The organism is Luteimonas sp. MC1750, assembly GCF_016615955.1.
In the GTDB taxonomy this organism is placed as follows: Bacteria; Pseudomonadota; Gammaproteobacteria; order Xanthomonadales; family Xanthomonadaceae; genus Luteimonas.
On the sequence record NZ_CP067113.1, the window covers coordinates 2,078,233 to 2,103,365 of the forward strand.

General features: G+C 71.8%; 23 protein-coding genes. 4 read left to right on the top strand and 19 right to left on the bottom strand.

Features of this window, described 5'->3' with window-relative positions; translation table 11 throughout:
- Positions 1-20: 20 nt before the first annotated feature.
- On the bottom strand, positions 21-1,622 hold the full coding sequence (locus tag JGR68_RS09670) for an SDR family oxidoreductase (RefSeq protein ID WP_199359960.1): 1,602 nt from the start codon (positions 1,620-1,622) through the stop codon (positions 21-23).
- A 160-nt stretch (positions 1,623-1,782) separates the two neighbouring features.
- Here JGR68_RS09670 and JGR68_RS09675 point away from each other — a divergent pair, with 160 nt between their 5' ends.
- The gene (locus JGR68_RS09675) at positions 1,783-2,340 is read left to right on the top strand and encodes a hypothetical protein (protein ID WP_234446488.1); all 558 of its coding nucleotides are present in this window, start codon (positions 1,783-1,785) and stop codon (positions 2,338-2,340) included.
- A gap of 79 nt (positions 2,341-2,419) precedes the next feature.
- A complete protein-coding gene (locus JGR68_RS09680) occupies positions 2,420-2,944 on the top strand; it encodes a hemerythrin domain-containing protein (protein WP_199359959.1) in 525 nt (174 codons plus the stop codon).
- A 478-nt stretch (positions 2,945-3,422) separates the two neighbouring features.
- On the opposite strand, the gene JGR68_RS09685 is transcribed toward JGR68_RS09680, so the two are convergent.
- The 8 genes from JGR68_RS09685 to JGR68_RS09720 form a co-directional block, all read right to left on the bottom strand.
- The gene (locus JGR68_RS09685) at positions 3,423-3,629 is read right to left on the bottom strand and encodes a cold-shock protein (RefSeq protein WP_144893142.1); all 207 of its coding nucleotides are present in this window, start codon (positions 3,627-3,629) and stop codon (positions 3,423-3,425) included.
- Positions 3,630-3,726: 97 nt separating this feature from the next.
- Positions 3,727-4,479 (bottom strand): S-methyl-5'-thioinosine phosphorylase, encoded by a 753-nt coding sequence (locus tag JGR68_RS09690; protein WP_199360812.1) that lies wholly within the window; start codon positions 4,477-4,479, stop codon positions 3,727-3,729.
- 17 nt (positions 4,480-4,496) lie between these two features.
- Complete coding sequence (locus tag JGR68_RS09695; RefSeq protein ID WP_199359958.1) at positions 4,497-5,057, bottom strand: hypoxanthine-guanine phosphoribosyltransferase; 561 nt, start codon at positions 5,055-5,057, stop codon at positions 4,497-4,499.
- Positions 5,054-6,055: a beta-N-acetylhexosaminidase gene (gene nagZ / locus JGR68_RS09700; RefSeq protein ID WP_199359957.1), complete on the bottom strand. Its 1,002-nt coding sequence runs from the start codon at positions 6,053-6,055 to the stop codon at positions 5,054-5,056. Before nagZ ends, JGR68_RS09695 begins: the two co-directional genes overlap by 4 nt.
- A gap of 12 nt (positions 6,056-6,067) precedes the next feature.
- A complete protein-coding gene (locus JGR68_RS09705) occupies positions 6,068-6,583 on the bottom strand; it encodes a CYTH domain-containing protein (protein WP_199359956.1) in 516 nt (171 codons plus the stop codon).
- Positions 6,584-6,724: 141 nt separating this feature from the next.
- Positions 6,725-8,053, bottom strand: a complete 1,329-nt coding sequence (rlmD, locus tag JGR68_RS09710; RefSeq protein WP_234446489.1) for a 23S rRNA (uracil(1939)-C(5))-methyltransferase RlmD — start codon at positions 8,051-8,053, stop codon at positions 6,725-6,727.
- A gap of 221 nt (positions 8,054-8,274) precedes the next feature.
- Complete coding sequence (locus JGR68_RS09715; RefSeq protein ID WP_199359954.1) at positions 8,275-8,901, bottom strand: YdbL family protein; 627 nt, start codon at positions 8,899-8,901, stop codon at positions 8,275-8,277.
- A gap of 18 nt (positions 8,902-8,919) precedes the next feature.
- A complete protein-coding gene (locus JGR68_RS09720) occupies positions 8,920-10,935 on the bottom strand; it encodes a hypothetical protein (protein WP_199359953.1) in 2,016 nt (671 codons plus the stop codon).
- 34 nt (positions 10,936-10,969) lie between these two features.
- On the opposite strand from JGR68_RS09720, the gene JGR68_RS09725 reads away from it, so the two are divergent.
- A complete protein-coding gene (locus JGR68_RS09725) occupies positions 10,970-11,686 on the top strand; it encodes a response regulator (RefSeq protein ID WP_234446490.1) in 717 nt (238 codons plus the stop codon).
- On the opposite strand, the gene recO is transcribed toward JGR68_RS09725, so the two are convergent.
- The 9 genes from recO to rpoE all read right to left on the bottom strand — a co-directional run bounded on the left by recO (position 11,665) and on the right by rpoE (position 21,069).
- Positions 11,665-12,414, bottom strand: coding sequence for a DNA repair protein RecO (recO, locus tag JGR68_RS09730; protein ID WP_199359951.1), 750 nt, complete (start codon positions 12,412-12,414; stop codon positions 11,665-11,667). The two genes, JGR68_RS09725 and recO, sit on opposite strands and share 22 nt — an antisense overlap.
- 98 nt (positions 12,415-12,512) lie before the next feature.
- Complete coding sequence (gene era / locus JGR68_RS09735) at positions 12,513-13,436, bottom strand: GTPase Era (RefSeq protein WP_199359950.1); 924 nt, start codon at positions 13,434-13,436, stop codon at positions 12,513-12,515.
- Entirely contained in the window at positions 13,433-14,113 is a 681-nt protein-coding gene (gene rnc / locus JGR68_RS09740) for a ribonuclease III (RefSeq protein ID WP_199359949.1), read from the bottom strand. The genes era and rnc overlap by 4 nt, the downstream gene beginning before the upstream one ends.
- Complete coding sequence (locus JGR68_RS09745) at positions 14,100-14,480, bottom strand: DUF4845 domain-containing protein (protein WP_199359948.1); 381 nt, start codon at positions 14,478-14,480, stop codon at positions 14,100-14,102. The genes rnc and JGR68_RS09745 overlap by 14 nt, the downstream gene beginning before the upstream one ends.
- Before the next feature lie 61 nt (positions 14,481-14,541).
- Entirely contained in the window at positions 14,542-15,336 is a 795-nt protein-coding gene (gene lepB / locus JGR68_RS09750) for a signal peptidase I (protein ID WP_199359947.1), read from the bottom strand.
- 37 nt (positions 15,337-15,373) lie between these two features.
- Complete coding sequence (lepA, locus tag JGR68_RS09755; protein ID WP_199360810.1) at positions 15,374-17,167, bottom strand: translation elongation factor 4; 1,794 nt, start codon at positions 17,165-17,167, stop codon at positions 15,374-15,376.
- A 597-nt stretch (positions 17,168-17,764) separates the two neighbouring features.
- Positions 17,765-19,270: a Do family serine endopeptidase gene (locus JGR68_RS09760; protein WP_199359946.1), complete on the bottom strand. Its 1,506-nt coding sequence runs from the start codon at positions 19,268-19,270 to the stop codon at positions 17,765-17,767.
- A gap of 103 nt (positions 19,271-19,373) precedes the next feature.
- Positions 19,374-20,447, bottom strand: coding sequence for a sigma-E factor negative regulatory protein (locus JGR68_RS09765; protein WP_199359945.1), 1,074 nt, complete (start codon positions 20,445-20,447; stop codon positions 19,374-19,376).
- A gap of 7 nt (positions 20,448-20,454) precedes the next feature.
- A complete protein-coding gene (rpoE, locus tag JGR68_RS09770; protein ID WP_199359944.1) occupies positions 20,455-21,069 on the bottom strand; it encodes an RNA polymerase sigma factor RpoE in 615 nt (204 codons plus the stop codon).
- A 195-nt stretch (positions 21,070-21,264) separates the two neighbouring features.
- Here rpoE and JGR68_RS09775 point away from each other — a divergent pair, with 195 nt between their 5' ends.
- Positions 21,265-23,349 (top strand): 3-hydroxyacyl-CoA dehydrogenase NAD-binding domain-containing protein, encoded by a 2,085-nt coding sequence (locus JGR68_RS09775; protein ID WP_199359943.1) that lies wholly within the window; start codon positions 21,265-21,267, stop codon positions 23,347-23,349.
- 7 nt (positions 23,350-23,356) lie between these two features.
- Here JGR68_RS09775 and JGR68_RS09780 read toward each other — a convergent pair whose 3' ends face one another.
- The gene (locus tag JGR68_RS09780) at positions 23,357-25,057 is read right to left on the bottom strand and encodes a tetratricopeptide repeat protein (protein ID WP_199359942.1); all 1,701 of its coding nucleotides are present in this window, start codon (positions 25,055-25,057) and stop codon (positions 23,357-23,359) included.
- Positions 25,058-25,133 lie beyond the last annotated feature (76 nt).

The following is a 25,133-nucleotide window of genomic DNA, read 5'->3' on the forward strand; positions in this document are numbered from 1 at the left end:
AGGCGACCGGACCCCAGGCCCTACCAGTCGGTGGGGCGGTAATCCTTCAGGAACTGTCCCCACACGTGCTCGCCGGTGTTCAGCCCGGCGATGATCGGATCGACGATGCGCGCGGCGCCGTCGACGATGTCCAGCGGCGGGTGGAAGCGCTCTTCGATCGTCTTGCGCGCGGCGATTTCCACCGGATCCTCGTCGGTCACCCAGCCGGTATCCACGGAATTCATGTGGATGCCGTCGCTCTGGTAATCGGCGGCCGAGGTGCGCGTCATCATGTTGAGCGCGGCCTTGGCCATGTTGGTGTGCGGGTGCCGGGTGGTCTTGAAGTTGCGGTAGAACTGCCCTTCGACCGCCGACACGTTGACGATGTGGCGGTCGCGTGTGAGCGGGCTGCCGTCGCGCGTGCGCAGCATCAGCGGCTTCAGGCGCGCATTGATCAGGAACGGCGCGATCGCGTTGACCAGCTGCACTTCCAGCAGCTCCACCGACGGCACTTCGTCCATCAGCAGGCGCCATGAGTTGCGGCCGCGCAGGTCGACCTGCTGCAGGTCCTGGTCGAGCCGGCCTTCCGGGAACAGGTGCGACTGGCCGAGCAGCTCTTCGGCCAGCAGCGGCACCTGCGACAGTTCGGCGGCGCGGGTCAGCCCCGCGGCCGCCTCGTGGCGCAGGTCGCGGCCGGCCAGCGCGGTGCTGTCGCCTTCGGGCAGCAGGGCGTCGGCGCGCAGGCCTTCGTAGCGGCCGAGCAGGCGCTGCAGGTGCGCGGGCGCGTCGCGCAGGGCTGCGGTCTCCGCCGCCATCATGTGCGCGTAGAACTCCGGCGGGCGGCGCACGGTCTGGCAGGCGTTGTTGATGATGAAGTCGAGGCGGTCGTGCGTGGCCAGCAGCTCGCTGCAGAACGCTTCCACGCTCGGGGTGTGGCGCAGGTCGAGGCCGAAGATCTCCAGGCGGTCGTGCCAGTCGGCGAAGTCCGGTTCTTCGGCGTACCGCGCGGCGGAGTCGCGCGGGAAGCGCGTGGTCACGATCAGCCGCGCGCCGCAGCGCAGGAGCTTCAGGCCGGCCTGGTAGCCGATCTTGACCCGGCCGCCGGTCAGCAGCGCGACGCGGCCGGTGAGATCGGTGAGCTCGGTGCGCTTGGCGAAGTTGAAGTCCGCGCAGGAAGGGCACAGCTGGTCGTAGAAATGGTGGATCCGGGTGTACTTCTGCTTGCAGACGTAGCAGTGCTGCGGCTCGAGCGCCTCGTGGTGCGGCGGCACGTCGGCGTCGAGGTCGCGCGGCTGGAAGTCCGCCGGCGGGAAGTAGTTGGGCGTGGTGAACACCGGCTGCCGGCGCAGGGTGCGGATGCCGGTGGCGTCCAGCAGCGCATCGTCATGGGCGTTCTTCGCCTCCACCCGGCTGCGCTTGGCCTGCTTGCGGCGCTGGCGGCGGGCCACGGCATCGACCGGCGCGCCGAGCGCGGCGACCGCGCGGTGCAGGCGCTCGCGGCTGGCGTCGTCGAGCGCGTCGAGCAGCGAGTGGTCGGCGGCGACGGTTTCGAGGGTGTCGGTGGCCAGCTTGAGCCGCGCTGCGAGGGAATCACCGGACAGGTCCGGTCGGGCGTCGAAGGCGCCCGGTGGGGTCGTGGTCATCGGCATAGTTTGAGGGCTGGCCCGCCCAAACGACAGCGCCGGGGGCGGGCGCCGCCCGTTGCGCCCGGTCAGACACCGCCCGCGCGGGCGCTCATCCCTTGCCGCCACGGCCATGCCGCGACCCTTATCCTGTGTGCCCCTGCCCCTCCGGACCACGCCCGTGCACGCCCCAGACCGCGAATTCGACCCCGACGACAACTACGCCAGCGGCTTCGATCACGAGATGGAGGTCGACGAGGAGGCCGGCACCGAAGCCCTGGTCTGGCAGCTCCTGCTGCTGATCAATCCGGGCGACGAGGACACCGCGATGCGCCAGTTCGGCGCCTGGCAGGACGCCACCGCGGACGCGCGCGAGGACGAGGTCGAGCCGGTCTGGCTGCTGAAGGACATCATCGACTGGACGTCCGGCTTCCAGATCCACGACGACGACGCGGCGGCCTTCGTCGAGAGCATCACCGAGCTGGTCGCGCGCTGGAACCTGGAGCTCGACTGGGGCGTCGAGGATCCCACCGACGACGAGTTCCTGGACGCGGCGCGGACCCCCGACCTGTTGCACGTGGCCTATGACGCGCTGCGCAGCTACGGCTACACCCTGTGGATCTGGGAGACCGGCACCGACACGGTCGCCGGGTGGATCACGCTCAGCCGCGACGACGAGGCGCTGCGCGCGATCGCGCCCGCGCTCGGCATCGAGCTGCGGACGGCCGCCCAGGCCTGAGCGGCCCCGCCGCCCCTTCACGCCCGCGTCCGCGGCGGCGCGCTTGGATGGCCATCCGCCCCCGCCCGAGCCACCGCCAATGCGCAGCATCCTTGTCACGCTCAAGAAGGAACACGACGTCCTCCGTGACCTGTTCGGGCAGATCAATGCCACCACCGACCGCGCGGAGAAGGCTCGGACCGAACTGCTGGAGAAGATCGAGGCCAACCTGATCCCACACGCCAAGTGGGAAGAGCTGGTGTTCTATCCGGCGTTCGCCGAACGCGCCTCGCACGAGCAGCTGCTGCAGCACGCCGAGGCGATCCAGGAACACCGCGCGGTGGAGCTGACGGTGCTGCCCGACCTGCATGCGTCGGACCAGACCAGCCGCCAGTTCGCGGGTTCGGTCAAGGTGCTGTCGGAGTTCATCGACCACCACGCGCAGGAAGAGGAGAAGGAGATGTTCGCCTCCGCCCGCGAGCTGTTCAGCGCGGAGGAGCTGGCCGAATTCGACGAACAGTACGAGGAATGGAAGACCTCGTTCCTCGCGGCCGGCATCACCACGCACGCCAAGATCAAGACCGGGCTGAAGTCGGTGCTGCGCAATCCGAAGGCGCCTGGCTGACGCGTTGGCTGCGAGTGCAGGCGTTGGCTGTGAGTGCAGGCGTTGGCTGTGAGTGCAGGCGTTGGCCTCGAGTGGATTCTCGCTGCCTGCCACGGATGCAGGGGGGGGGATGGCCAGCCGGATGTCTCCGCGTCCTGCTCCCAGCATCCGGCCGCCGACCATCCATGGCCGGCTCTGGCCATCCCCCCCCTGCATCCGCGGCAGGCGCGACCTTTCCCGCGGTCTTGGGAAGCGAACGCCCGCGTCTGCTCTGGGCGGGGCGCCCTGGACGCCACACCGCTTTGGCGCGTGGCCTGCTGACGGGAAGTCAAGGAGGAGGTGACGGCCCTGTGGGCCGGCACCGGGGGACATGAGCGGCAGCAGGCCATGCGTCAAAGCGCCGCACAACTCCATCCCCCGCGCGCGGAGAAGACCCAACAAAAAGGGCCCCGAAATCCGGGGCCCTGGAACAGGTCGAATGCTGTTGCGGTCCGCCGCTCTAGGCGACTGGCGACACCCCGGCCGCCTGCGCGCCCTTCGGGCCCTGCGTGACTTCATAGCTGACGCGCTGGCCTTCCTGCAGGCTGCGGAAGCCCTTGGAGTCGATCGCCGAGTAGTGCACGAACACGTCCGCGCTGCCGTCCTCGGGAGCGATGAAGCCGAAACCCTTGGCGTCGTTGAACCACTTCACTGTGCCGTATTGCATGACTCTTCCTACCTCGTCTGGATGCGGTTGCGTGCGCATGCCTGCAAGGGACCCGCGCACGCGGCCCGAGTATGCAAAGGCCGAACGGCGCGCGCAATCACCCGTCGAGCAGCGCGTCGATGACCGCGGGTAAACCCGAGGTGGCCGCGGCGACGTTGGCGAGCACGTCTTCCAGCGTGATCACCTCGTCGACCTGCGGGCCCGCGCCCGCCGCCCAGTTGGCGACGATCGCGAGGCAGGCATAGTCGAGTCCCAACTCGCGCGCCAGCCCCGCCTCGGGCATCCCGGTCATGCCGACCAGGTCGCAGCCGTCGCGGCGCATGCGCGCGATCTCGGCGCGGGTCTCGAGGCGCGGTCCCTGGGTGGCGCCGTAGCAGCCGCCATCCACCACGCCGACTCCGGCCCGTGCCGCCGCGGCGAGCACGTCGCGGCGCAGCGACGGTGCGTAGGGATCGCCCATGTCGACGTGCAGCACGTCGGTTCCGGGCTCTTCGCAGAAGGTCGAAACCCGGCCCCAGGTGTAGTCGATGAGCTGGTCGGGACAGGCCAGCACGCGCGGCCCGTAGGCCGCGGTGATCCCGCCGACGGTGTTGAGCGCGAGGACCCGGCGCGCGCCCAGTGCGTGCAGCGCCGACAGGTTGGCGCGGTAGTTCACCAGGTGTGGCGGCACCGAATGGCCCTCGCCGTGGCGCGCCAGGAAGGCCACGCGCTGGCCGCCGATGTGGCCGAGCCGCACGGGACCCGGCAGCGCGCCGTAGCGCGTCACCGGCTGGTGTTCCTCCGCATCCTGCAGCCCGGCCAGCTGGTACAGGCCGGTGCCGCCGATCACGGCCAGCGCAAGCGGCTCCATGCTGGTCGCCCCCATGCTCATTCGCCCAGCGCGTAGATGGCGGGCAGGTTCCGGCCCTGCTCGTTGTAGTCCATGCCGTAGCCGAAGACGTAGCGGTCCGGCACCTCGACCCCCGACCAGTCGGCGCAGACGCCGTCGACGCAGCGGTCATGCACCTTGGTCGCCAGCACGGCCACGCGCACGTCGGCCGCGCCCTCGTCCTCGCACCAGCGGGTCACCGCCTTCAGCGTGTGGCCCTCGTCGAGGATGTCGTCGACCAGGATCACGCGGCGGCCGCGCATCGGCGTGGCCGGGCGGTGCAGCCAGGCCAGGCGCGAGCCGGTGGTGCTACCGCGGTAGCGGGTGGCGTGCAGGTAGTCGAACTCCAGGTCGAGGCCGCGCTCGCCCAGCGCGAACGCCAACTGCGCGGCGAACGGCATGCCGCCGTGCATGATCGTGACGAACAGCGGCGCGCGTGCATCGCCGGCGTACTCGGCGTGTATCGCCACGGCCATATCGCCGATCGCGGCTTCGAGCACCTCGCGCGCATGGATGAGGTCGGCGTCGACCATCACCTCGGCCAGCGACGGCGCGCTCATGCCGCCACCCCGCCGCCCTGTCGCGCGGATGCCGCGCCATGGCGCCCGTCCGCCAGCAGGCCGTCCCAGCCCAGCGCGCCGCGGCCGAGCAGGCCGGCCAGCGCCATGGTGTTGAGCGCGCGTCCTTCGGCCGCCGCGAGGGATTCCTCCACCAGCTCCGGATGGCAGACCAGGACCACGTCGCAGCCGGCGTCGAGGTGCGCATCCACGCGCGCCTTGATGCCGCCCACGCCATGCGCCGCGGCCATGCCGATGTCGTCGGAGAACACGACGCCGCGGAAGCCCATCTCCGTGCGCAGGATCCCGTCGATCCAGCGCGGCGAGTAGCCGGCGGGCTCGGGTGCGACCTGCGGATAGGCCACGTGCGCCAGCATCACCGCGTCGGCGCCGGCGTCGATGCCGGCAACGAATGGCACCAGGTCCTCCGCGCGGATGACGTCCAGCGGGCGGTCGTCGACGGCGTCGTCGAAGTGCGTGTCCTCGCGCACCGAGCCGTGCCCCGGGAAATGCTTGAGGGTCGCGGCCATGCCCGCCTCGTGCATGCCTTCGACGTAGGCGCGGGTGAAGGCGGCCACCACCTGCGGATCGTCGGAGAACGCACGGTCGCCGATGGCGAGGTTGCCGCGGCCGAGGTCGACCACCGGCGCGAAGCTGAGGTCGACGCCCGAGGCGCGCACCTCGCTGGCCATCAGCCAGGCGTGCTCACGGGCACGCGCCAGCGCGGCGTCCGGGTCACGGGCGTAGTCGCGGCCGAAGCCTTCCAGCGAGGGCAGCGCGCTGTAACCCTCGCGGAAGCGCTGCACGCGGCCGCCTTCCTGGTCGACGCAGACCAGCTGCGGGCGCGGCGCGGCTTCGCGGATCGCCTGTGACAGCTCGGCCACCTGCGCGCGCGAGGCGAAGTTGCGGGTGAACAGGATCACGCCGGCGCAGGCATCGTGCTGCAGCCAGTCGCGCTCCTGCGCGGTGAGTTCGGTACCGGCGACGCCGATGACGAGCATTGGTCTCTCTCCTCAGGTTTCCGGTCCCGCGCGCTCCGCATCGCTCCACAGCGAGTACGGACGCGCGGCCAGGGCCAGATTGTAGTAGCGCGGGCAGTCGGTGGCCTCCACGCCGAGCCAGTCGGGGCACGCGAAGGCCTCGTCGGCGCTGCCGAGTTCGATCTCGGCCACGACCAGGCCGGCGTTGTCGCCCAGGAACTCGTCGACCTCCCACAGGTGCGCGCCGTGGCGCACCAGGTGCCGGCGCTTCTCCACCCGTCCGCCGACGCACAGGTCGAGCAGCGCGCGCGCCTCGTCCACCGGCAGCGGATATTCGAACTCCTGGCGGGTATGGCCGAGCTCGCGCGACTTGATGTTGAGGAAGGCGGCGTCGCCCTCCAGGCGCACGCGCACCGAAGCGCGCTGGCGGCCTTCGTCCATCGACAGCTGGTCGTTGAGGTAGCCCTGCGCCATCGGCACCACGGCGTGGGCCGCCTGGCGCCAGCCGTCGCCGGCGACCAGGAACTTGCGTTCGATCTCGATGCCCATCACCACTCCGCGCGCTTGCTGGATGCGGCCAGGGCCGCGATCCGGCCGGGCAGCATATCGCGGCCATGGCCGCTCCCACATGACGCACGCCGTCCCTTCCCGGCTGGACGCGGCGAGCGGCCCAGGCGGCCCGGGGCCGCCTCAGGCGGGTTCGAACACCGCGATCGACTCCACGTGCGCGGTGTGCGGGAACATGTCCATCACGCCCGCCGCGGGCATCCGCCAGCCGCGCTCGCCGACGAGGTACGCGGCATCGCGGGCCAGCGTCTCCGGATTGCAGCTGACGTAGACGATGCGCCTGAGCCCCTGCAGCGGCAGCTGCTGCAGCACCTCCAGCGCGCCGGCGCGCGCCGGGTCGAGCAGCAGCAGGTCGAAGCCCGCGCCCATCCACGGCTGGGCCGACAGGTCCGTGGCGAGGTCGGCGACGTGGAACTGGACGTGGTCCATGTCGTTGCGCGCCGCGTTGGCACGCGCGCGCTCGACCAGGCCGGCGTCGCCTTCGACGCCCACCACTTCGGACGCCTGGCGTCCCAGCGGCAGGCTGAAGTTGCCCAGGCCGCAGAACAGGTCGAGCACGCGGTCGCCGGGCTGCACGTCGAGCAGCTCCAGCGCATGCGCGATCATCTTCCCGTTGAGGTCGCCGTTGACCTGGATGAAGTCCAGCGGCTCGAACGCCAGCTCGACGTCCCATGGCGCCAGGCGGAACGACAGCCGCGGGGCGGCCGGCCACAGCGGCGCGATGGTCTCGAGGCCGCCGGGCTGCAGATAGATGGCGAAGCCGTGGTGCTGCGCGAACGCCGTCAGCGCCGCGCGGTCGCCCTCGCCCAGCGGCTCGAGATGGCGGAACACCAGGGCGGTGGCGTCATCGCCCGCGCTGAATTCGATCTGCGGGATGGCGCTGCGCGCGTCGAGGCCGTCGACCAGCGCAGACAGCGCGCCCAGCTGCATCCCGACCTGCGGGACGACCGAATGGCATTCCACCAGTTCGGCGACGAAGCGTGCGTCGCGCTCGCGGAAACCCACCAGGGTCCGGCCCTTCTTCTCCACCCGGCGCACCGACAGCCGGCCCTTGCGGCGATAGCCGAAGAGCGCGCCGGCGAGCGGAGGTAGTTCCGTTTCCGCGCGCACGCCCGCCTGGGCGAAGCAGTCGGCCAGCATCCGCGCCTTGCCCGCGACCTGCCGCGCCGGGGCCAGGTGCTGGAGGCTGCACGCGCCACAGACACCGAAGTGCGGACAGCGCGGCTGGACGCGGTCGGGCGAGGCGTCGATCACCTCGAGCACCTCGGCCTCGTCGAAGCGGCGGCAGCGCCGGGTCTGGCGCGCGAGCACCCGCTCGCCCGGCAGTGCGCCAGCGATGAACACCGTCTTCTCCGCGTGCGGGTGCCCTTCGGGTCGCCGGGTGATGCCGCGCCCGTCCGGACCGAGTCCGAGGATCACGGCCTCGAAGGGCGTCTGGTCGATGCGGGCCAATGCGCTGCTACCGGTACGGTGGGCCGCGCATTGTCTCAAACCCGCACCGCGACGCGCCGCCCCGCCCTCCCCCGCGCGCGCCTCCCCTGCCCTGTAGGAGCGGCTACAGCCGCGATCGATCCACCAGGTCGTCCCGGAATCGCCTGGACAGGTCCGCGCGAACATCGCCTGGACCGGCTCCGCGCGATCGCGGCTGTAGCCGCTCCTACACCGCTCGGGTGCTACTTCTGCTTCCAGCTGTTGCCCTGCTGGTACCACCAGCCGCCGCGCGCGCTGGCGATCCACTGCCGGGCGAACACCTCGCGGATCTGCGGCTCCCACTCGGGATGGCCGTTGGCCACCGCCACCTCGCGGTAGACCGCATTGCGGTCGCGGTTGTCGTCGGCGACCGCGGCGTTGACCGCCACGCGGTCCTTCAGCGGCAGCGAACCCGCATCGCGCACCACGACCAGGCCGTCGCCGCCGAAGCCCAGCGCGCCGCTGTCGAAATGCGGCCGCAGGGTGGATGCGAAGCGCGATTCCATGCGCTGCTGGATCGCCTGGATCGCCGGCGTGCGGATGGTGATGTCCGGCGTCTGCGCATGCACCGGCGCGATGCCGAGCAGGATCCACGGGTCGAACGCCAGGCCACCGGACGCGGCCGCGCCCTCGAGCGCCATCCCTCCCGGCATGCCGCCGGGCTGGTCCACGGGCTGCGCGGGCGCGGGCGCTGCGCCGTCCTCGCCGATCACGTTCTCGACGAACTCACGCGCCGCCTCGCGCGCCTCCGCCGCGGGGAAGTACACGTTGATGGTCACGCAGGCGGTGAGCGCCAGCGCGGCGACGAAGGGCAACCCGGTCCAGCGCATGCAGTCCTCCTCGGACGGTCAGTCGAACACGGGCGAGACTTCGCCCGATCCCGCGGCCACCACGCGCTCGACCAGGGTTTTCCAGTCGACGCGGCGGTTGTAGCCGACGATGTCCAGGCGCGGCAGCCCGGCGCCCTCGACGATAACAAACCCGCTGCCGCGAGGCTGAAGCCCCGCCATCGTGCAGACGCCGTTGGCCAGCCGGCAGGAGATGCCGATGCGGCGATAGCCGAAGTCGTCGAACAGAGCCAGCAGCTGGCCCTGCAGGCTGGCGGTGAACGAGGCGTCGCCGACGCTGGAGATGTCCTGCACCGCGCGTTGGCTGATGCGCTGGCGCACGCCGCGGCGCGGCTCGGTGTGCAGCTCGGCGTCGAAGGCGGCGGGCTCCCAGTCGACCAGGCGCAGGCCGTCGATGCGGCCGTGCAGGCGGCCGCTGATGCCGCCGACCTCGAGCACGCCGGTCAGCGCCTGGAGGTCGAGCCCGTCGAGGGCGATGTCGGCCAGCAGCGTCGGCGCGACGCCGAACGGGCGCTCCATCGCCAGCGACGACACCCGCACCTCGCCGTCGAAGGCGCGGGCCACGACGCCGCCTTCGAAGTCCAGGCGGTCGCCGACGTAGCGCGCGCTGGGGATGTGGCCGGACAGGGTCCCGGGAAAGGCCGGGAGCCCGAGCGCGGGGGCCAGCGTGGCCATGTCCAGCGACTCGACGCCGAGCGCCGCCTCCACCAGCAGCGGACCCTTGCTGCCCGGCGGGCGCAACCGCAGCGCGGGAATGTCGAGGCGGCCATCGAGGATCGCGATGCCGACGCCCTCGCGCAGGTGCAGCTCGCCATCGCTGCTGCGCCACGGCAGGCGCGCGGGACCGAAGGGGATGGCGCCGATGGCCGCGGACTGCCAGCGGAGCTCGCTGTCGACGCGGCCTTCCGACACCAGGCGCACGTCGCCGTCCAGGCCCTGGAAGCGGAAGCGCCCGTCGGGCGCGGCGACGTCCAGCCCGCGGGCGCGCAGCGCGAAGCCGGCCAGCGCACCGTCGATGATCTCCACGTCGGCGTCGAAGCCGCCGGTGAGCGCCAGCCCGGTCAGTCCGGCCTGGCCCAGCCAGCCCGAGAGGTAGCGCTCCGGCAGCCGCGCCGCCTCCGCGCTGCGCAGCGACAGCGCCAGTGCGCGCACGCCCGCGCCATCGAGGTCCGCGCGGCCCTGCACCTCCAGCACGCCCGGGTCGCGGGCGAGGAACGCGTCCAACGCCCAGCCGTCGGCCACGCCATGCGCGCGCAGGCGTACCGGAACGGGCGTTGCCGGCAGCACGAAGTAGCCGCTGCCGAACAGCAGCTCGCCGCCCAGCAGCTCGCCGTCGATGGCCAGTTGCGGACCGGCCTCCGCCGCCAGCCAGTCGATGCCGAGCCGCGCGCCGAGTCCGGCCCCGGCCTGCGTCCCGTCGGCGCTGTCGAAGGCGCCGCCGTCCAGCGCCAGTTCGCCGGTGAGCCGCATCGGCGCCGCGTCCGGAACGCGCAGCTCGAGGTGGCCCCCCAGGCGGCCGTCCCCGAGCCGCACGCCGGGCCATGCGCGCCGGGCCAGTGCTTCGGCCCAGGCCACCGGCACGCGCGTGATGTCGATGGCGAAGAGATCCGGCGCGGCATCGTCACGGCGCAGCGCAAGCCGCGAGCCGCCAGCACCCGACAGCGCGGCGGACACGCGCCCCGGAGGCAGCGCCAGCTCCAGCCGCAGCGGCGCGCCGCGCCCCTGCCTCAACTCGCCCGCACAGGCCCAGCCGCCCTGGCCGTCGCGGCGCAGCGGGCAACGCCACGACAGCGCGGCGAAGTGCTGTCCCAGGTCGGGCGCGTCCGCGCGCTGCGCCGTGATGCGCAGCTCGCCCACCTCGGCGTCTGCGGGCCAGTCCAGCCGCACCTGCACGCCCTGCAGCGTCGCCACCGGCGTGGACACGCTCGCCATCCGCGCCACCAGCGCACGCGCATGCGCCGGGCTCGCGGACAGCAGCGCAAACGCGGCGAGCAGGGGTAAGATCCACGCGGGCATGGCAGCCAGAGTAGCGACAGGAGGGGACGCGCCGATGAAACCACGCATCCTGCTGGTCGAGGACGACCACACCACCGCCGCCTTCCTCGCCGCCGCGGCGGAAGGCCTGCCGGCGACCGTCGACACCGTCAACACCCGTTCGGCCGCGCGCGCCCAGGCCACCAACATCGCGTATGCGCTCTGGCTGGTCGATGCCCACCTGCCCGACGGCGATGGCGCGGGGCTGCTCGCCGAGCTCCGTGGCCTCGGGCTGGACACGCCGGCGATCGCGCACACCGCCGCCCGCGACGACGAGGTCCACCGCGCACTGCAGGACGCCGGCTTCGACGCCGTGCTGGTCAAGCCGCTGGCCGCGGCGGCGCTGCGCGCGGCGCTGGCCGGCGCGCTGGCCGGGCGATCCTCGCTGCGGGTGGCGGAGGCGGCGGTCGCTTCACCGCTGGACACGGCCGGCCTGCACGCCTGGGACGACGTCGCCGCGCTGCGCGCGCTCAACGGCGAGCGCGCGCACGTCGACGCGCTGCGCCAGCTGTTCCTGGCCGAGCTGCCGGCCGCCCACGGCCAGGTCATGGAATCGGTCCGCACCGGCCGGCACGACAGCCTGCGCGATGTCCTGCACCGCCTGCGCGCGAGCTGCGGCTTCGTCGGCGCGGCGCGGCTGGGACGGGCGGTGAGGACGCTGGAGGACGCGCCCGACTCGGATGCGGCGCTCGGCGGCTTCGACGCCGCGGCTCAGGAACTGCTGCCACCCTGAGGCCCGCCCTGGCCCACGCGGCCAAGGTCGCCCAGCAGCTGCCACGACGCCAGCGGGCGGCCACCCAGGTGCGATTCGAGCACCTCGCGCAGCACCCGGCGGAGTCCGCCGAGGTCCTCGGCCGGGGGCGCGACGTCGTCCGACAGCGCGAGCAGCGCACGGCCGGTGGCGCTGCGCTCGCGATCGCCTCCGCGTTCCCCGCGCACGCGCACCGGTCCGTGTCCCGGGTCCAGCCGGTAGCGGGCGGCGGGATCCACCGGATCGCCATCGCCCTCGTGGCCGTAGTCGAGCCCGACGCCGATGCCGTCCAGCAGGTCGCGCTCGAAGCGGCGAAGCGTCCAGGCCAGCGGCTCGCCCGCGCCCAGGCGGGCGCGCAGCGCCGCGTAGGCCGCGTAGAGCTCGGGCTGCGGGTCGTGCCGCGGTGCCAGGCGCAGCACCAGTTCGCTGGCGTAGAAGCCGGACAGCATGGCCTCGCCCTGCAGCCGCGGCGCGACATCCAGGGCCTCGGCGGAATTCAGGTGCGCCAGCTCGCCCTTCTGCACGGCATCGAAGCGGATGTACTGCATCGGCTGCAGCGCCGCGCGCAGCGCCTGCTTCTTCGGCCCCCGCACGCCGCGCGCCACCAGGCCCATGCGGCCTTCCTCCGCGCACAGCACTTCGACCAGCAGGCTGGTCTCGCGCCAGGCGCGCGCGTGGAGGACAAAGGCATGCTCGCCGGCGATCCGCATGCGCGCATTGTAGGAGCGGCTACAGCCGCGATCAGGGGTTCGTGGTGGCCGCGGCCGTGATCGCGGCTGTAGCCGCTCCTACAGTTTCAAGCCGCGGGCTATTTGTCGTAGCCGAAGCTGCGCAGCGCGGCCTCGTCGTCGGACCAGCCGGCGCGCACGCGCACCCAGGTTTCCAGGAACACCTTGCAGCCGAACAGGCGCTCCATCGAAAGCCGCGCCTTGCTGCCGATCTCGCGCAGCCGCGCGCCGCCCTTGCCGATCACGATCGCCTTCTGGCCGTCGCGCTCGACCCAGACCACAGCGCCGATGCGCATCATCGGGCCGGACTTCGTGTCCTCTTCGCTGAAGGACTCGATCTCCACCGTGGTCGAGTACGGAAGCTCCGCGCCAAGCTGGCGCATCAGCTGCTCGCGCAGCAGTTCGGCCGCGAGGAAGCGCTGGCTCTTGTCGGTGATCTCGTCCTCGGCGTAGGCCGGCTCGCCCTCGGGCACCAGGCCCAGCAGCTCGGCAACCAGCGCATCCAGGCCGGTGCGCTTGAGTGCCGACACCGGGTGCACGCCGGCGAAGTCGCGGCCGTCGGTCACCTTCTGCAGGTAGGGCAGCAGCGCGGCCTTCTCGCGGATGCGGTCGACCTGGTTGACGACCAGCACCACCGGCACCTTCGCCTCGCGCAGGGCCTCGTACGCCAGCGTGTCCTCCTCGTCCCAGCGGCCCGCCTCGACCACCAGCACCGCGGCATCGACGCCCTCGAGCGCGCCGCGCGCGGCCCGGTTCATCATCCGGTGCATGGCCGACGCCGACTGCTTGCCCGGTGCGCGATGCACGCCGGGCGTGTCGACCAGCTGCAGCTGGCCCGCCGGGAAGGTGGCGATGCCGAGCAGGCGATGGCGCGTGGTCTGCGGGCGGTTGGAGACGATGCTGACCTTGGCGCCCACCAGGGCGTTGACCAGGGTGGACTTGCCGACGTTCGGCCGGCCGACGACGGCGACCGCGCCGCTGCGGCTGGCGGCTGGGGTGTTCATGGTTTTGCGGATTCCAGTTGGGACAGGATCGCCGTGGCGGCGTCCTGTTCGGCGGCACGCCGGGAGCTGCCGCTGCCTTCGGCCTCGAGCGCGGGCTCGGTCAGCAGGCAGCGGACCAGGAAGATGCGGGCGTGTTCCTCGCCACTTTCGGACACGAGTTCATAGCTGGGCAGCGGACGCTGCCGCCCCTGCAGCCATTCCTGCAGCCGGGTCTTGGGGTCCTTGCCGAAGCCACCGGCCGGCAGCGCCGCGACCTGCGGCTCGAACCATGGCAGCACCGCGCTGCGGCAGGCCTCGAAGCCGGCATCGAGATAGATCGCGCCGACCACTGCCTCGAGCGCATCGGACAGGATCGAATCGCGGCGGTGGCCGCCGGACTTCATTTCGCCGGGACCCAGGGTGATGCGGGCGCCGAGTTCCAGGTCGCGCGCGATCCGCGCCAGCGAGGATTCGCGCACCAGCTCGGCGCGTGCGCGGGTCATCGCGCCTTCGTCGGCCCTGGGCCAGCGCAGGTACAGCACTTCGGCCACGATCAGCCCGACCAGCGCATCGCCCAGGAATTCCAGGCGCTCGTTGTGCGGGGCGCCGGCGCTGCGGTGCGTCAGCGCCTGCGCGAGCAGCGCGGGATCGCGGAACGCATGTCCCGCGATGCGCGCACCGGGATCAATCGACCGCACCGGTCCTGGTCAGCATCTGCGTGGACTCGAACTTGCCCACGACGTCGAGGTTGCCGATCAGCTCCTTGCGCACCTCGTACTTGACGTCCATCTGCCAGCCGGCGCCGACGCGCTTGAGCTTGACGTGTTCGGGCTTCACGTTCTCCGAGTAGCTGATGTACAGCCGGCGGAAGAACAGGTCCTGGATCTTGCGCGGCTCGGTGTTGGCGATGCCGGGCTCGTTGGCCAGGCCCTTCATCGCCGAGCGCACGCTGTAGTACTCCGAATACATCGGGAACAGCTTCATGCCGACGTAGGCGAACAGGCCCACGACCCCCAGCACGATGATGAACCCCAGCAGGGTGATGCCGCGTTGCGAATTCCTCATTGCCCTCTCCCCTCGATCCCCGTTGCGATTGGTCATTGCCGCGCCCGTTTCCCCGTGCCGCTCAGAGGCGCGTGCCGATGCGGTCGAAGTCGACGCCGCCGGCGGCGCTGTCGAAATTCATCCACACCAGGAACGCCTTGCCCCGGAGCTGGGTCTCCGGAAGCGTGCCCCAGAAGCGGCTGTCGTCGCTTCTATCACGATTGTCGCCCATGACGAAATATTCGCCTTCGGGCACCGTCCACTCGCCCACGCCGTGGTGCGCGAACATCGGGCTGTCGATCTCCAGCACCTCGTGGCGGCCATCGCCGCCGAGGTCCTCGGCCAGCAGGCTGGCGCCGCTCATTTCCTCGCCGCGGCCCTTGCCGACGTACGCGCCGATCGGCTGGTAGGCCGAGGCTTCGCCGTTCACGTAGAGGACGTTGTCACGGTAGGCGATGGCGTCGCCCGGCAGGCCGACGACGCGCTTGATCCAGTCCTGGTCGGGGTGCGCCGGCGGGCGGAACACCACCACGTCGCCGCGCTCGGGCAGGCCGATCTCGATCACCTTGCGGTTGTTCACCGGCAGGCGCAGGCCGTAGGCGAACTTGTTGACCAGGATGAAGTCGCCGATCAGGAGCGTCGGCATCATCGAGCTGGACGGGATCCGGAACGGTTCGGCGATGAAGCTGCGCAGCACCAGCACCACTGCCAGGATCGGGAAGAACGCCCGCGCGTAGTCGACGACCACCGGCTCGCGGCCCTCGTCGAGCAGGCCGGCGCGCGCCTTGCGCGCCTTCGCGAAGAACAGCCGGTCGAGCAGCCAGATGATGCCGGAGGCGAAGGTCAGCAGGACCAGCCCGAGTTCGAACCACTTCATGCGTCCACCCCGTCCGCGGCGCGCCGGTCGGCCGCCGTCACTTGTTGTCCACCTGGAGCACGGCGAGGAAGGCCTCCTGCGGGATCTCCACCCGGCCAACCTGCTTCATGCGCTTCTTGCCTTCCTTCTGCTTCTCCAGGAGCTTCTTCTTGCGGCTGATGTCGCCGCCGTAGCACTTGGCCAGCACGTTCTTGCGCAGCGCCTTGACCGAGCTGCGGGCGATGATCTGCGAGCCGATGGCGGCCTGGATCGCGACGTCGAACTGCTGGCGCGGGATCAGTTCCTTCATCTTGTCGGTCAGATCGCGGCCACGGCGGTCGGCGTGGCTGCGGTGGACGATGATCGACAGCGCATCGACCTTGTCGCCGTTGATCAGCGTGTCCACGCGCACGAAGGGGCCGGCCTCGAAGCGTACGAAGTGGTAGTCGAGCGAGGCATAGCCGCGCGACACCGACTTCAGGCGGTCGAAGAAGTCCAGCACGACTTCCGCCATCGGCAGCTCGTAGCTGATCTGCACCTGGCTGCCCAGGTACTGGATGCCGACCTGGCTGCCGCGCTTCTCTTCGCAGAGGGTGATCACGTTGCCGACGTAGTCCGGCGGCGTGAGGATGTTGGCGCGGATGATCGGCTCGCGCACTTCCTCGATCTTGTTGGTGGGCGGAAGCTTCGCCGGGTTGTCCAGCGACATGACCTCGCCATCGGTCATCAGCACTTCGTAGACCACCGTCGGCGCGGTGCTGATGAGGTTGAGGTCGTACTCGCGCTCCAGGCGCTCCTGCACGATCTCCATGTGCAGCATGCCGAGGAAGCCGCAGCGAAAGCCGAATCCCATGGCCTCGGAGCTCTCGGGCTCGAAGCGCAGCGCGGCATCGTTGAGGCGGAGCTTTTCCAGCGCTTCGCGCAGGTCCGGGTAGTCGTCGGCGTCGACCGGGAACAGGCCCGAGAACACGCGCGGCTGCATCTCCTGGAAGCCCGGCAACGGGTGCGGCGCGGGATCGTTGGCGAGCGTGAGCGTGTCGCCGACCGGCGCGCCGTGCACGTCCTTGATCGAGGCGTTGATCCAGCCCACCTCGCCGGCGCGCAGCGCCGCGGTTTCCTTGCGCTTGGGCGTGAACACGCCGACCTTGTCGACCTGGTGGGTGCGCCCGGTCGACATCACCAGCATCTTGGCGCCGGCCTTGATCTCGCCCTGCATCACGCGCACCAGCGAGACCACGCCCAGGTAGTTGTCGAACCAGGAGTCGATGATCAGCGCCTGCAGCTTGTCGGTGTCGCGCGGCACGGGCGGCGGGATGCGGTGCACGATGGCTTCGAGCACCTCCTCGACGTTGAGCCCGGTCTTGGCGCTGACCGCCACCGCGTCGGTGGCGTCGATGCCGATCACCGCCTCGATCTCGGCCTTGGCGCGCTCGATGTCAGCGGTGGGCAGGTCGATCTTGTTGAGCACCGGCACGACTTCCAGGCCCTGCTCCACCGCGGTGTAGCAGTTGGCGACCGACTGCGCCTCCACGCCCTGCGCGGCATCGACCACCAGCAGCGCGCCCTCGCAGGCGGCCAGCGAGCGGCTGACCTCGTAGCTGAAGTCGACATGCCCGGGGGTGTCGATGAAGTTGAGGTGGTAGGTCTGGCCGTTGCGCGCGGTATAGGGCACCGACACCGACTGCGCCTTGATGGTGATCCCGCGCTCGCGCTCGATCGGGTTGTTGTCGAGCACCTGCGCTTCCATCTCGCGCGCGGTCAGGCCGCCGCAGAGCTGGATGATGCGGTCGGCAAGCGTCGACTTGCCGTGGTCGACGTGCGCGATGATGGAGAAGTTGCGGATGTTCCGCATCGATTCGGGGGGCATGGGCGGCAGTCGTGGGCCGGATTCCGGCCGGGTTGAGTCGAACGGAACATTGTCGCACAGCGCGGGGCCGGGCCCTCAATGATCGCCAGCTCCCGGCTCGCCAGGAATAGTGTCGTGCTGTCCGGGCGGACTTCGTTGGCAGGCTTGCCAAGCGGACGCGTCCGGCCGTAACGGGCGCGCGCGCCGCCTGGCGTGGACGCAGGGGGTGTTCGGACAGCCAGAAAGTCCGCTTCCTGCTCCCAATTCCGACCGCCGGCTGTCGCTGCTGCTGTCGCTGCTGCTGTCGCTGTTGCGGTCGACGCGGCCCTTGACCTCCGCTCCCGAAGCCGGAAATCGTCACAGCCCGTCCCGCGCACAGGGGGTGTGCGGACAGCCGGCCATGGATGGCCGGCGGCCGGCCTTGGGAGCAGGACGCGGACAGGACGGGGGAGCACACCCCCTGTGCGCGGGACGGGCCGCGCGGATCACAACGGAGCAGCTTCTCCCTCGCAAAGGCGGCACTGGCGATGACCGATCGCGGCTGTAGCCGCTCCTACAGGGCAGTCTGGAAGGATAGGGGCCGGTTGCCCGGCCCCTCGTCCCCTACTTCGACTCGTCGCGCGGCGTGACCGCGATGAACTGCGTGCCGCCGCTGCGGTTGCGCACCAGCAACATCACGGTCTCGCCGGCCTTGGCCTTGCCGAGTTCGCGGTCGAGCTCGGCGGGGGTCGCCACGTTGGCGCGGCCGACCTGCAGGATCACGTCACCCGGCTGGATGCCGGCGCTGCGCGCCGCCAGGCCCTCGACGCGGGCCACCGCCACCCCTTCATCCGGCTTGAGGTCGAGGCGGCGGCGCTGCTCGGCGCTGAGCTCGCTGCCGACCACACCCAGGGGATTGCTCGACCTGGCCGCCGGCGCGCCGGTGGACGGGGCGCGCGGACCGGCCGCCAGGCCCTCGTCCAGCTCGCTCAGCGTGACCGTGACGTCGCGGGTCCGGCCCTCGCGCCAGATCTTCACCGCGACCCGGCTGCCCGGCGCCTTGGCGCCGATCATCGGCGGCAGGTCGCTGGACTGGCTGATGGCCACGCCGTCGACCTCGCGGATCACGTCACCGCGCTCGATGCCGGCCTTGGCCGCCGCGCCGCCCGCCACCACGTCGGCCACCAGGGCCCCGCGGGTGTCGGGCAGGCCGAGACCCTGGGCGGCATCGGCACGGATCTCCTGCACCTGCACGCCCATCTGCCCGCGGCGCACCTGGCCGGTGGCCTTGAGCTGGTCGGCGACGTTCATCACCACGTCGATCGGGATCGCGAAGCTCACGCCCATGTAGCCGCCGGAGTTCGAGAAGATCTGCGAGTTGATGCCGATCACCTCGCCGCTGGTGTTGAGCAGCGGGCCACCGGAGTTGCCGCGGTTGATCGCGACGTCGGTCTGGATGAAAGGCACGTAGCGCTGGTTCGCATACTGGTTGGCACGACCCACGGCGCTGACGATGCCGGCGGTGACCGACTGGTCGAGGCCGAAGGGCGAGCCGATCGCGACCGCCCACTGGCCCGGCTTCACGTCATTGGCCCGGCCGGCGCGCAGAAATGGCAGGCCGCTGGCGTCGATCTTGAGCACGGCGACGTCGGACTGCTCGTCGCTGCCCACCACGTCCGCATCGAAGCCGCGGCGGTCAGGCAGCGTGACCCGCACCGCGGTGGCACCGTCGACCACGTGGTGGTTGGTGATCACGTAGCCGTCGGCCGAAACCAGGAACCCGCTGCCCATGGACAGGCCGCCGCGGCCGCCCGGGTCCTGCGGCGTGCCCGGGAACGGTGAGCCCGGGCCGAAGAAGCGGCGGAAGAACTCCGGCATGTCGTCGGGCAGTTGCTGCTGCGCCTGGCGGTTGCCGCGCGGACCGACGGTGACCTCGATGTTCACCACGGCCGGGGCGACGCGGTCGACCAGGCGGGTGAAATCGGGAAGTCCGGTGACCAGCGGGACCGCGGGCGCGGCGCTGGTGGCCTGTCCCTGCGAGGACTGGGCGGTGGCGGCGGGCAGCACCACGGCGGCGGTGCCGGCCGCGGTGAGGGCCACGAGGGCGACGGCGAAGACGGGGGATTTCATCAACTCGGTAACCTCGATGTTCGGTTTCTGGGATGGCGTTCGCAGGCGGCTCGCACGCGGCTGGAACGCCGAGGCGCGGAGGGCATGGCCAGCCGCGGAGCTGTCAGTCGGTCCCGCCCGGCAGCGGGCCGGCGGCGGGATCCGCCTCTTCCGCCCCGGTGCCTACCGCTCCGGACGGCGGCATCGCCGGGCGGGCGGGCGACGCACGGTCGACGCCCAGGCGCGGCTGGAACGGGGCGAATGCCTCGGCCTGCGGCAGGCCGTAGCCGGCGGCGAACGGCTGGCCACGCGACAGGCCCGGCAGCACCGCGCGCGGCCAGGGCCGCGCCTCCGCGGCCGGTCCGCCGAACAGCGCCTCGCCCTCCGGCGTGACATGCGCGGACGACCCTGCGGCCAGCACGGGCAGGCTGGCCGAGAGGACGGGGGCCTGGCTCGCGGACATCGGCGGTGCCAACGGGGGAGCCGCGGCCACCGCGGTGCGTGCCGGCGGATCGGCGCCCTGGCCGCGCCGCAGTGCCGCGCGCTGGACCTGGCTGCGCGTGCTGGCGCGTCCGGTCGCACGGCGCGGCACCTCGGCGACTGCCACCACCGCCGGCGCCGTTGCCGCCAGCAGCGCGGCCGCGTCAATGGCCTCCGCAGGCGCCCGGGTCGGGGATGCCGGCGTCACCACCGTCTCCGCGACCTCGGCAAGGCGGGTCGCATCCACCTGGTCGGGGGCCGGACGCGCCGCGGCGGCGGCTTCGACGATCTCCGGCCCCTGCGGATCCGGGATCTGCCGCGCCATGAACAGCGACACGAGGGCCACCGAAGCGGCCAGCGCGCCACCACCCCAGCGCAGCAGCCGATGCCCGCGGCGCTGCACCCGGGCCGCCGCGGCCGCGGTCGCCGCGCCGCTGTCGCCTGCCGGCGTGGCGATCGCATCGGCCACCCGCCTGGAGAAGTCCGCCGGCAGCAGCGCGTGGCCGCGCCCGCGCAGCACGTCGCCGCAGACCTGCCAGCGCTCCCAGCACGCGGCGAGCTCGGTGTCGTGCTGCAGCCGGCGCAGCATGAAGCGCGCCTGGTCGGGGGACAGTTCGCCGTCCAGCATCGCCGACAGCTGCCGGCGGTTGTGGGCGTACAGCCGGTCGGGCGCGACCTGCGGGAATTCGATGTCGATGTCGTCGTTGTGGTGGCTCATCTCGTCCTCATCGCGCCGCGCGTTCGGGCGCGGACTCGGGTTCCATCAGCGGCTTGAGTTCCAGGTCGATCGCCTCGCGGGCCCGGAAGATCCGGGAGCGGACGGTCCCGATCGGACAGTCCATGCGCGTGGCGATGTCCTCGTAGCTCAGCCCTTCGACCTCGCGCAGGGTGATGGCCGTGCGCAGCTCCTCGGGCAGGGCTTGGACCGCGCGCAGCACCGTTTGTTCCATCTGCTGGCGCATCAGCTCGCGCTCGGGCGTGTCGTGGTCGCGCAGGCCGGTGGCGACGTCGAAGTGCTCGGCATCGTCCGGATCGATATCGTCGGTCGGCGGACGGCGGTTGCCCGCCACCAGGTGGTTCTTCGCGGTGTTGACCGCGATCCGGTGCAGCCAGGTGTAGAACTGGGCGTCGCCGCGGAAGCTGCCGATCGCGCGGTAGGCACGGATGAAGGTCTCCTGCGCGACGTCCTGGCATTCGCTCCAGTCCCGGACGTAGCGGCCGACCAGCGCCGCCACGCGGTGCTGGTACTTGCGCACCAGTAGGTCGAAGGCGGCCATGTCGCCCGCCTGCACGCGGCGCACGAGTTCCTGATCTGGCGGACTGCTGTCGATCTCGGCCATGGGCCGGCACTCTCCTGGGAACCGGCCCTGGGACCGGATATGACCTTCACGCAGGCGGAAAGTTCCACCCTGCACGATGATCTGGGGCCGGGTTCAGCCGCCCGCAAGCCGCCGCCCCCTCCGCGTCGCGATTTGACGCCGGTGAAAGGGACTCTGGATCATAGGCAGTTCCCATACCCTTACGGATGGTTCCGCATGATTGCTGGACTCGATGGTCTGCGCTTCAGCCACTGGCACGCCGAGCAGCGCCCTGACGGCGTCGTCCTGCTGACGTTCGACCGCGGCGGGGAGTCGGTCAACACCTTTGCCCAGGACGTCCTGGTCGAACTCGACACCCTGCTCGAGCGCCTGGCCCTCGACCCGCCCAGGGCGCTGGTGCTGCGCTCGGGCAAGGCCAAGGGCTTCATCGCCGGGGCCGACATCCGCGAGTTCGCCGAGTTCGACGCCCGCGGCACGATCGGCGATTCCATCCGCCGCGGCCAGCAGGTGTTCCAGCGGCTGGCCGAGCTGCCCTGCCCGACCGTCGCGGCCATCCACGGCTTCTGCATGGGCGGCGGCACCGAGATCGCGCTGGCCTGCCGCTACCGCGTCGCCAGCTCCGATCCCTCCACGCGCATCGGCCTGCCCGAGGTGAAGCTGGGCATCTATCCGGGCTGGGGCGGCAGCGTGCGCCTGCCTCGCCTGGTCGGCACGCCCGCGGCCATGGACATGATGCTGACTGGCCGCACCCTGTCGGCGTCGGCCGCGAAGGCGATCGGCCTGGTCGACCGCGTGGCCGAGCCGGCGGGCCTGCTCGACGCGGCGGTGGATGTCGCCCTCAAGGGCGTCGAGCGGCCCGTCCGGCAGCGCTTCATGGGCTGGGCGACGAACACCTGGCTTGCGCGCCAGCTGCTGGCACCGATGCTGGTCAAGCAGGTCGCGCGCAAGGCCCGGCGGGAACACTATCCGGCGCCCTACGCGCTGATCGAGACCTGGCGCCGCACCGGCGGTGGCATCCAGGCCCGCCTGGCCGCCGAGCGCAAGTCGGTGGTGAAGCTGGCCGGCACCCCGACCGCGCGCAACCTGACGCGCGTGTTCTTCCTGCAGGAGCGCCTGAAGGGGCTCGGCGCGGCCGCACCCGGGAGCGCCGGCGGCAAGCCGGCGGCGGGCGGCATCCAGCGCGTGCACGTGGTCGGCGCAGGCGTCATGGGCGGGGACATCGCCGCCTGGTCGGCGCTGAAGGGCTTCGAGGTCACCCTGCAGGACCGCGAGCAGGCCTATATCGACACGGCCATGGCGCGCGCGCAGGAGCTGTTCGCGAAGAAGGTCAAGGTCGATGCGAAGCGTCCCGAAGTGGTCGCGCGGCTGAAGTCCGACCTCGCCGGCGCGGGCGTGGCCGAGGCCGACCTGGTGATCGAGGCGATCATCGAGCAGCCACAGGCCAAGCGTTCGCTGTACGCGGGCGTGGAGCCGCAGCTCAAGGCCGGCGCGCTCCTCACCACCAACACCTCCTCGATCCCGCTCGACGACCTGCGCACCGGCCTGGCGCGCCCCGCGCAGTTCGCCGGCCTGCACTACTTCAATCCGGTGGCGCTGATGCCGCTGGTCGAGATCGTGCGCCATGACGGCATGGACCCGGACACCGAGCACCGCCTGGCGGCGTTCTGCAAGGCGATCGACAAGCTGCCGGTGCCGGTCGCGGGCACGCCCGGCTTCCTCGTCAACCGCCTGCTGTTCCCCTACATGCTCGAGGCCTCCACCGCGTACTCGGAGGGCATCCCGGGCGCGGTGATCGATCGCGCCGCGGTGAAGTTCGGCATGCCGATGGGGCCGATCGAGCTGATCGACACCGTCGGCCTGGACGTCGCGGCCGGCGTCGGCGCGGAGCTCGCGCCCTTCCTCGGCCTGCCGATCCCGGCATCGCTGTCGACGCCGCCCGAAGCGGGGCGTCGCGGCAAGAAGGACGGCCAGGGCCTCTACACGTGGGAAGACGGCAAGCCGAAGAAGCCCGAGGTGCCCAAGGACTACACGGCGCCGGCCGACCTCGAGGACCGCCTGATCCTGCCGCTGGTCAACGAAGCGGTGGCGGCGCTTCACGAGGGCGTGGTGGCCGATGGCGACCTGCTGGACGCCGGCGTGATCTTCGGCACCGGCTTCGCGCCCTTCCGCGGCGGCCCGATCCAGTACGTGCGCGAGACCGGCGTGGAAGCGGTGCTGCTGCGGCTCAAGGCGCTGCAGGCCGTGCACGGCGACCGCTTCGCGCCGCGCCCGGGCTGGGACTCCCCGGCGCTCCGGCGCTGAGCGGCCGCTAGAATCGCGACGCCGTCAGGCGGACGTCCGCGTGCCGCCACGCCTGCGCGAGCTGGCGTTCGACGTCCGCCACGCCGTCCTGCCGGCGCTGCGCGCGCAGGCTCTGCGCCAGCCCGAACAGTGACCAGCCGTTGTCGGGATTGCGCCGCAGCTCTTCGCGGTACACCGCCTCGGCCTCGGCCGGCCGTCCCGCCGCGAGCAGCACGGCGCCCAGCGAGTGGCGCACCGGTGCGTGCCAGCCCGGGGGTTCGTCGTAGGGAATCGCGTCCTCGATGGCCGCGGCCTCGCGCAGCGCGCCAATGGCCGCGGCGTGGTCGCCGCGCGCGGATGCGATCTCCGCGGTCAGCGAGCGCTCGGCGATGCGCACCGCGTGGGTGAGCGGATAGCGGTCCCAGACGGTGAGCGCATCCATTGCCGGATCGGCGGCCAGCGGGCGCAGCGCCGCCAGGTAGCGGCCGGCGTCGTCCATGCGTGACTGCCGGACCGCGGCCACGCCCTGGGCCCAGGTCCAGATCGCGGTCACATAGGGCAGGTCCGGCGCCGGGTTCGGCCCGGCCGCGATCTCGTCCCAGCGACCGAAGCGCACGCGCGCGAACCACGGCGTCATCCAGTAGTGCTGCAGGCCGGCGAAACCCGGCTGGCGCATGAGCTCCGGCAGCGCGGTGCGCTCGGCGGTGTGCCGGGCCGCTTCGGCGGCCAGCGCGCTGTTGCCCTCCATGCTCGCCGCGAACCAGAGGAAGTGGTGGTTGTGCGGGACGTAGCCCAGCGGATAGACGCCCTGGACGTTGCCGCGGCAGAGCGCGAGATAGGCGTCGTCGGCCTCGATCGCGCGCTGGTTGGCGAGCACCGCGTCGTGCCAGCGCCCGACGCGCGCATAGATATGCGCCGGCATGTGCACCAGGTGTCCCGAGCCGGGCACCAGCGTGCGCAGCCGGTCGGCGGCCGCGGCACCGCGCTCTGGATGGGCCGACGCCTCCACCGCGTGCACGTACAGGTGCAGCGCGCCGGCGTGCTCCGGCTGGCGCGCCATCACGCCTTCCAGCCGCTTCACCACTTCGGCGGTATGGCCCTTGGGCTGCAGGTTCGCGTCGTAGTAGTCCCAGGGCTGCAGGTCCATCAGCGCTTCGGCGTGGAGCACCGCGGCGTCCGGATCGTCCGGCCGCCGCTCCGCCATCACCCGGGTGGCCGCGGCATAGGCTTCGTCCAGCGGACGGCGATCCTCCGGCGGCTGGGCCGCATAGCGGGCCGACAGCGCGGTGATGAAGGCCTGCTCGCGCGCACCCGCTTTCGGGGCCAGCGCGATGGCCCGCTGCAGGCGCAGCCAGGCATCGGTGTTGTCGGCAGGATCCATGGCGGCGTTCACGTGCGGCCCCAGCACCAGCGCCGCGCCCCACCAGCACATCGCGCAGTCGGGATCGAGCTCGGTGGCCCTGAGGAAGGCGCGCTCGGCGGCGTCGTGGTTGAAGCCGTAGGTGAGCGCGAGTCCCTGGTCGAACCAGCGCTGCACCGCCGGGTGCCGGCTGGTGACGGGGAAGCTGTAGTCGCCCAGGCCGTCCAGCAGCACCGCGCCGACGAGGGCCATTTCAGGCGGGGAGACCACCGGCTCGACGGTGGCGGGAGGCGCCTGCCGGCAGCCGGCACAGGCCAGGGCGAGCAGGAAGGCGAGTGAGGACGGGGCGAAGCTGCGCGGAGAGGCCATGGCGGTCTCCGGTGACGGGGGGTATCCGCGTCAACGCGCCACCGGCGGCACTCCGGACAGGCGAAGCACCGCCCGG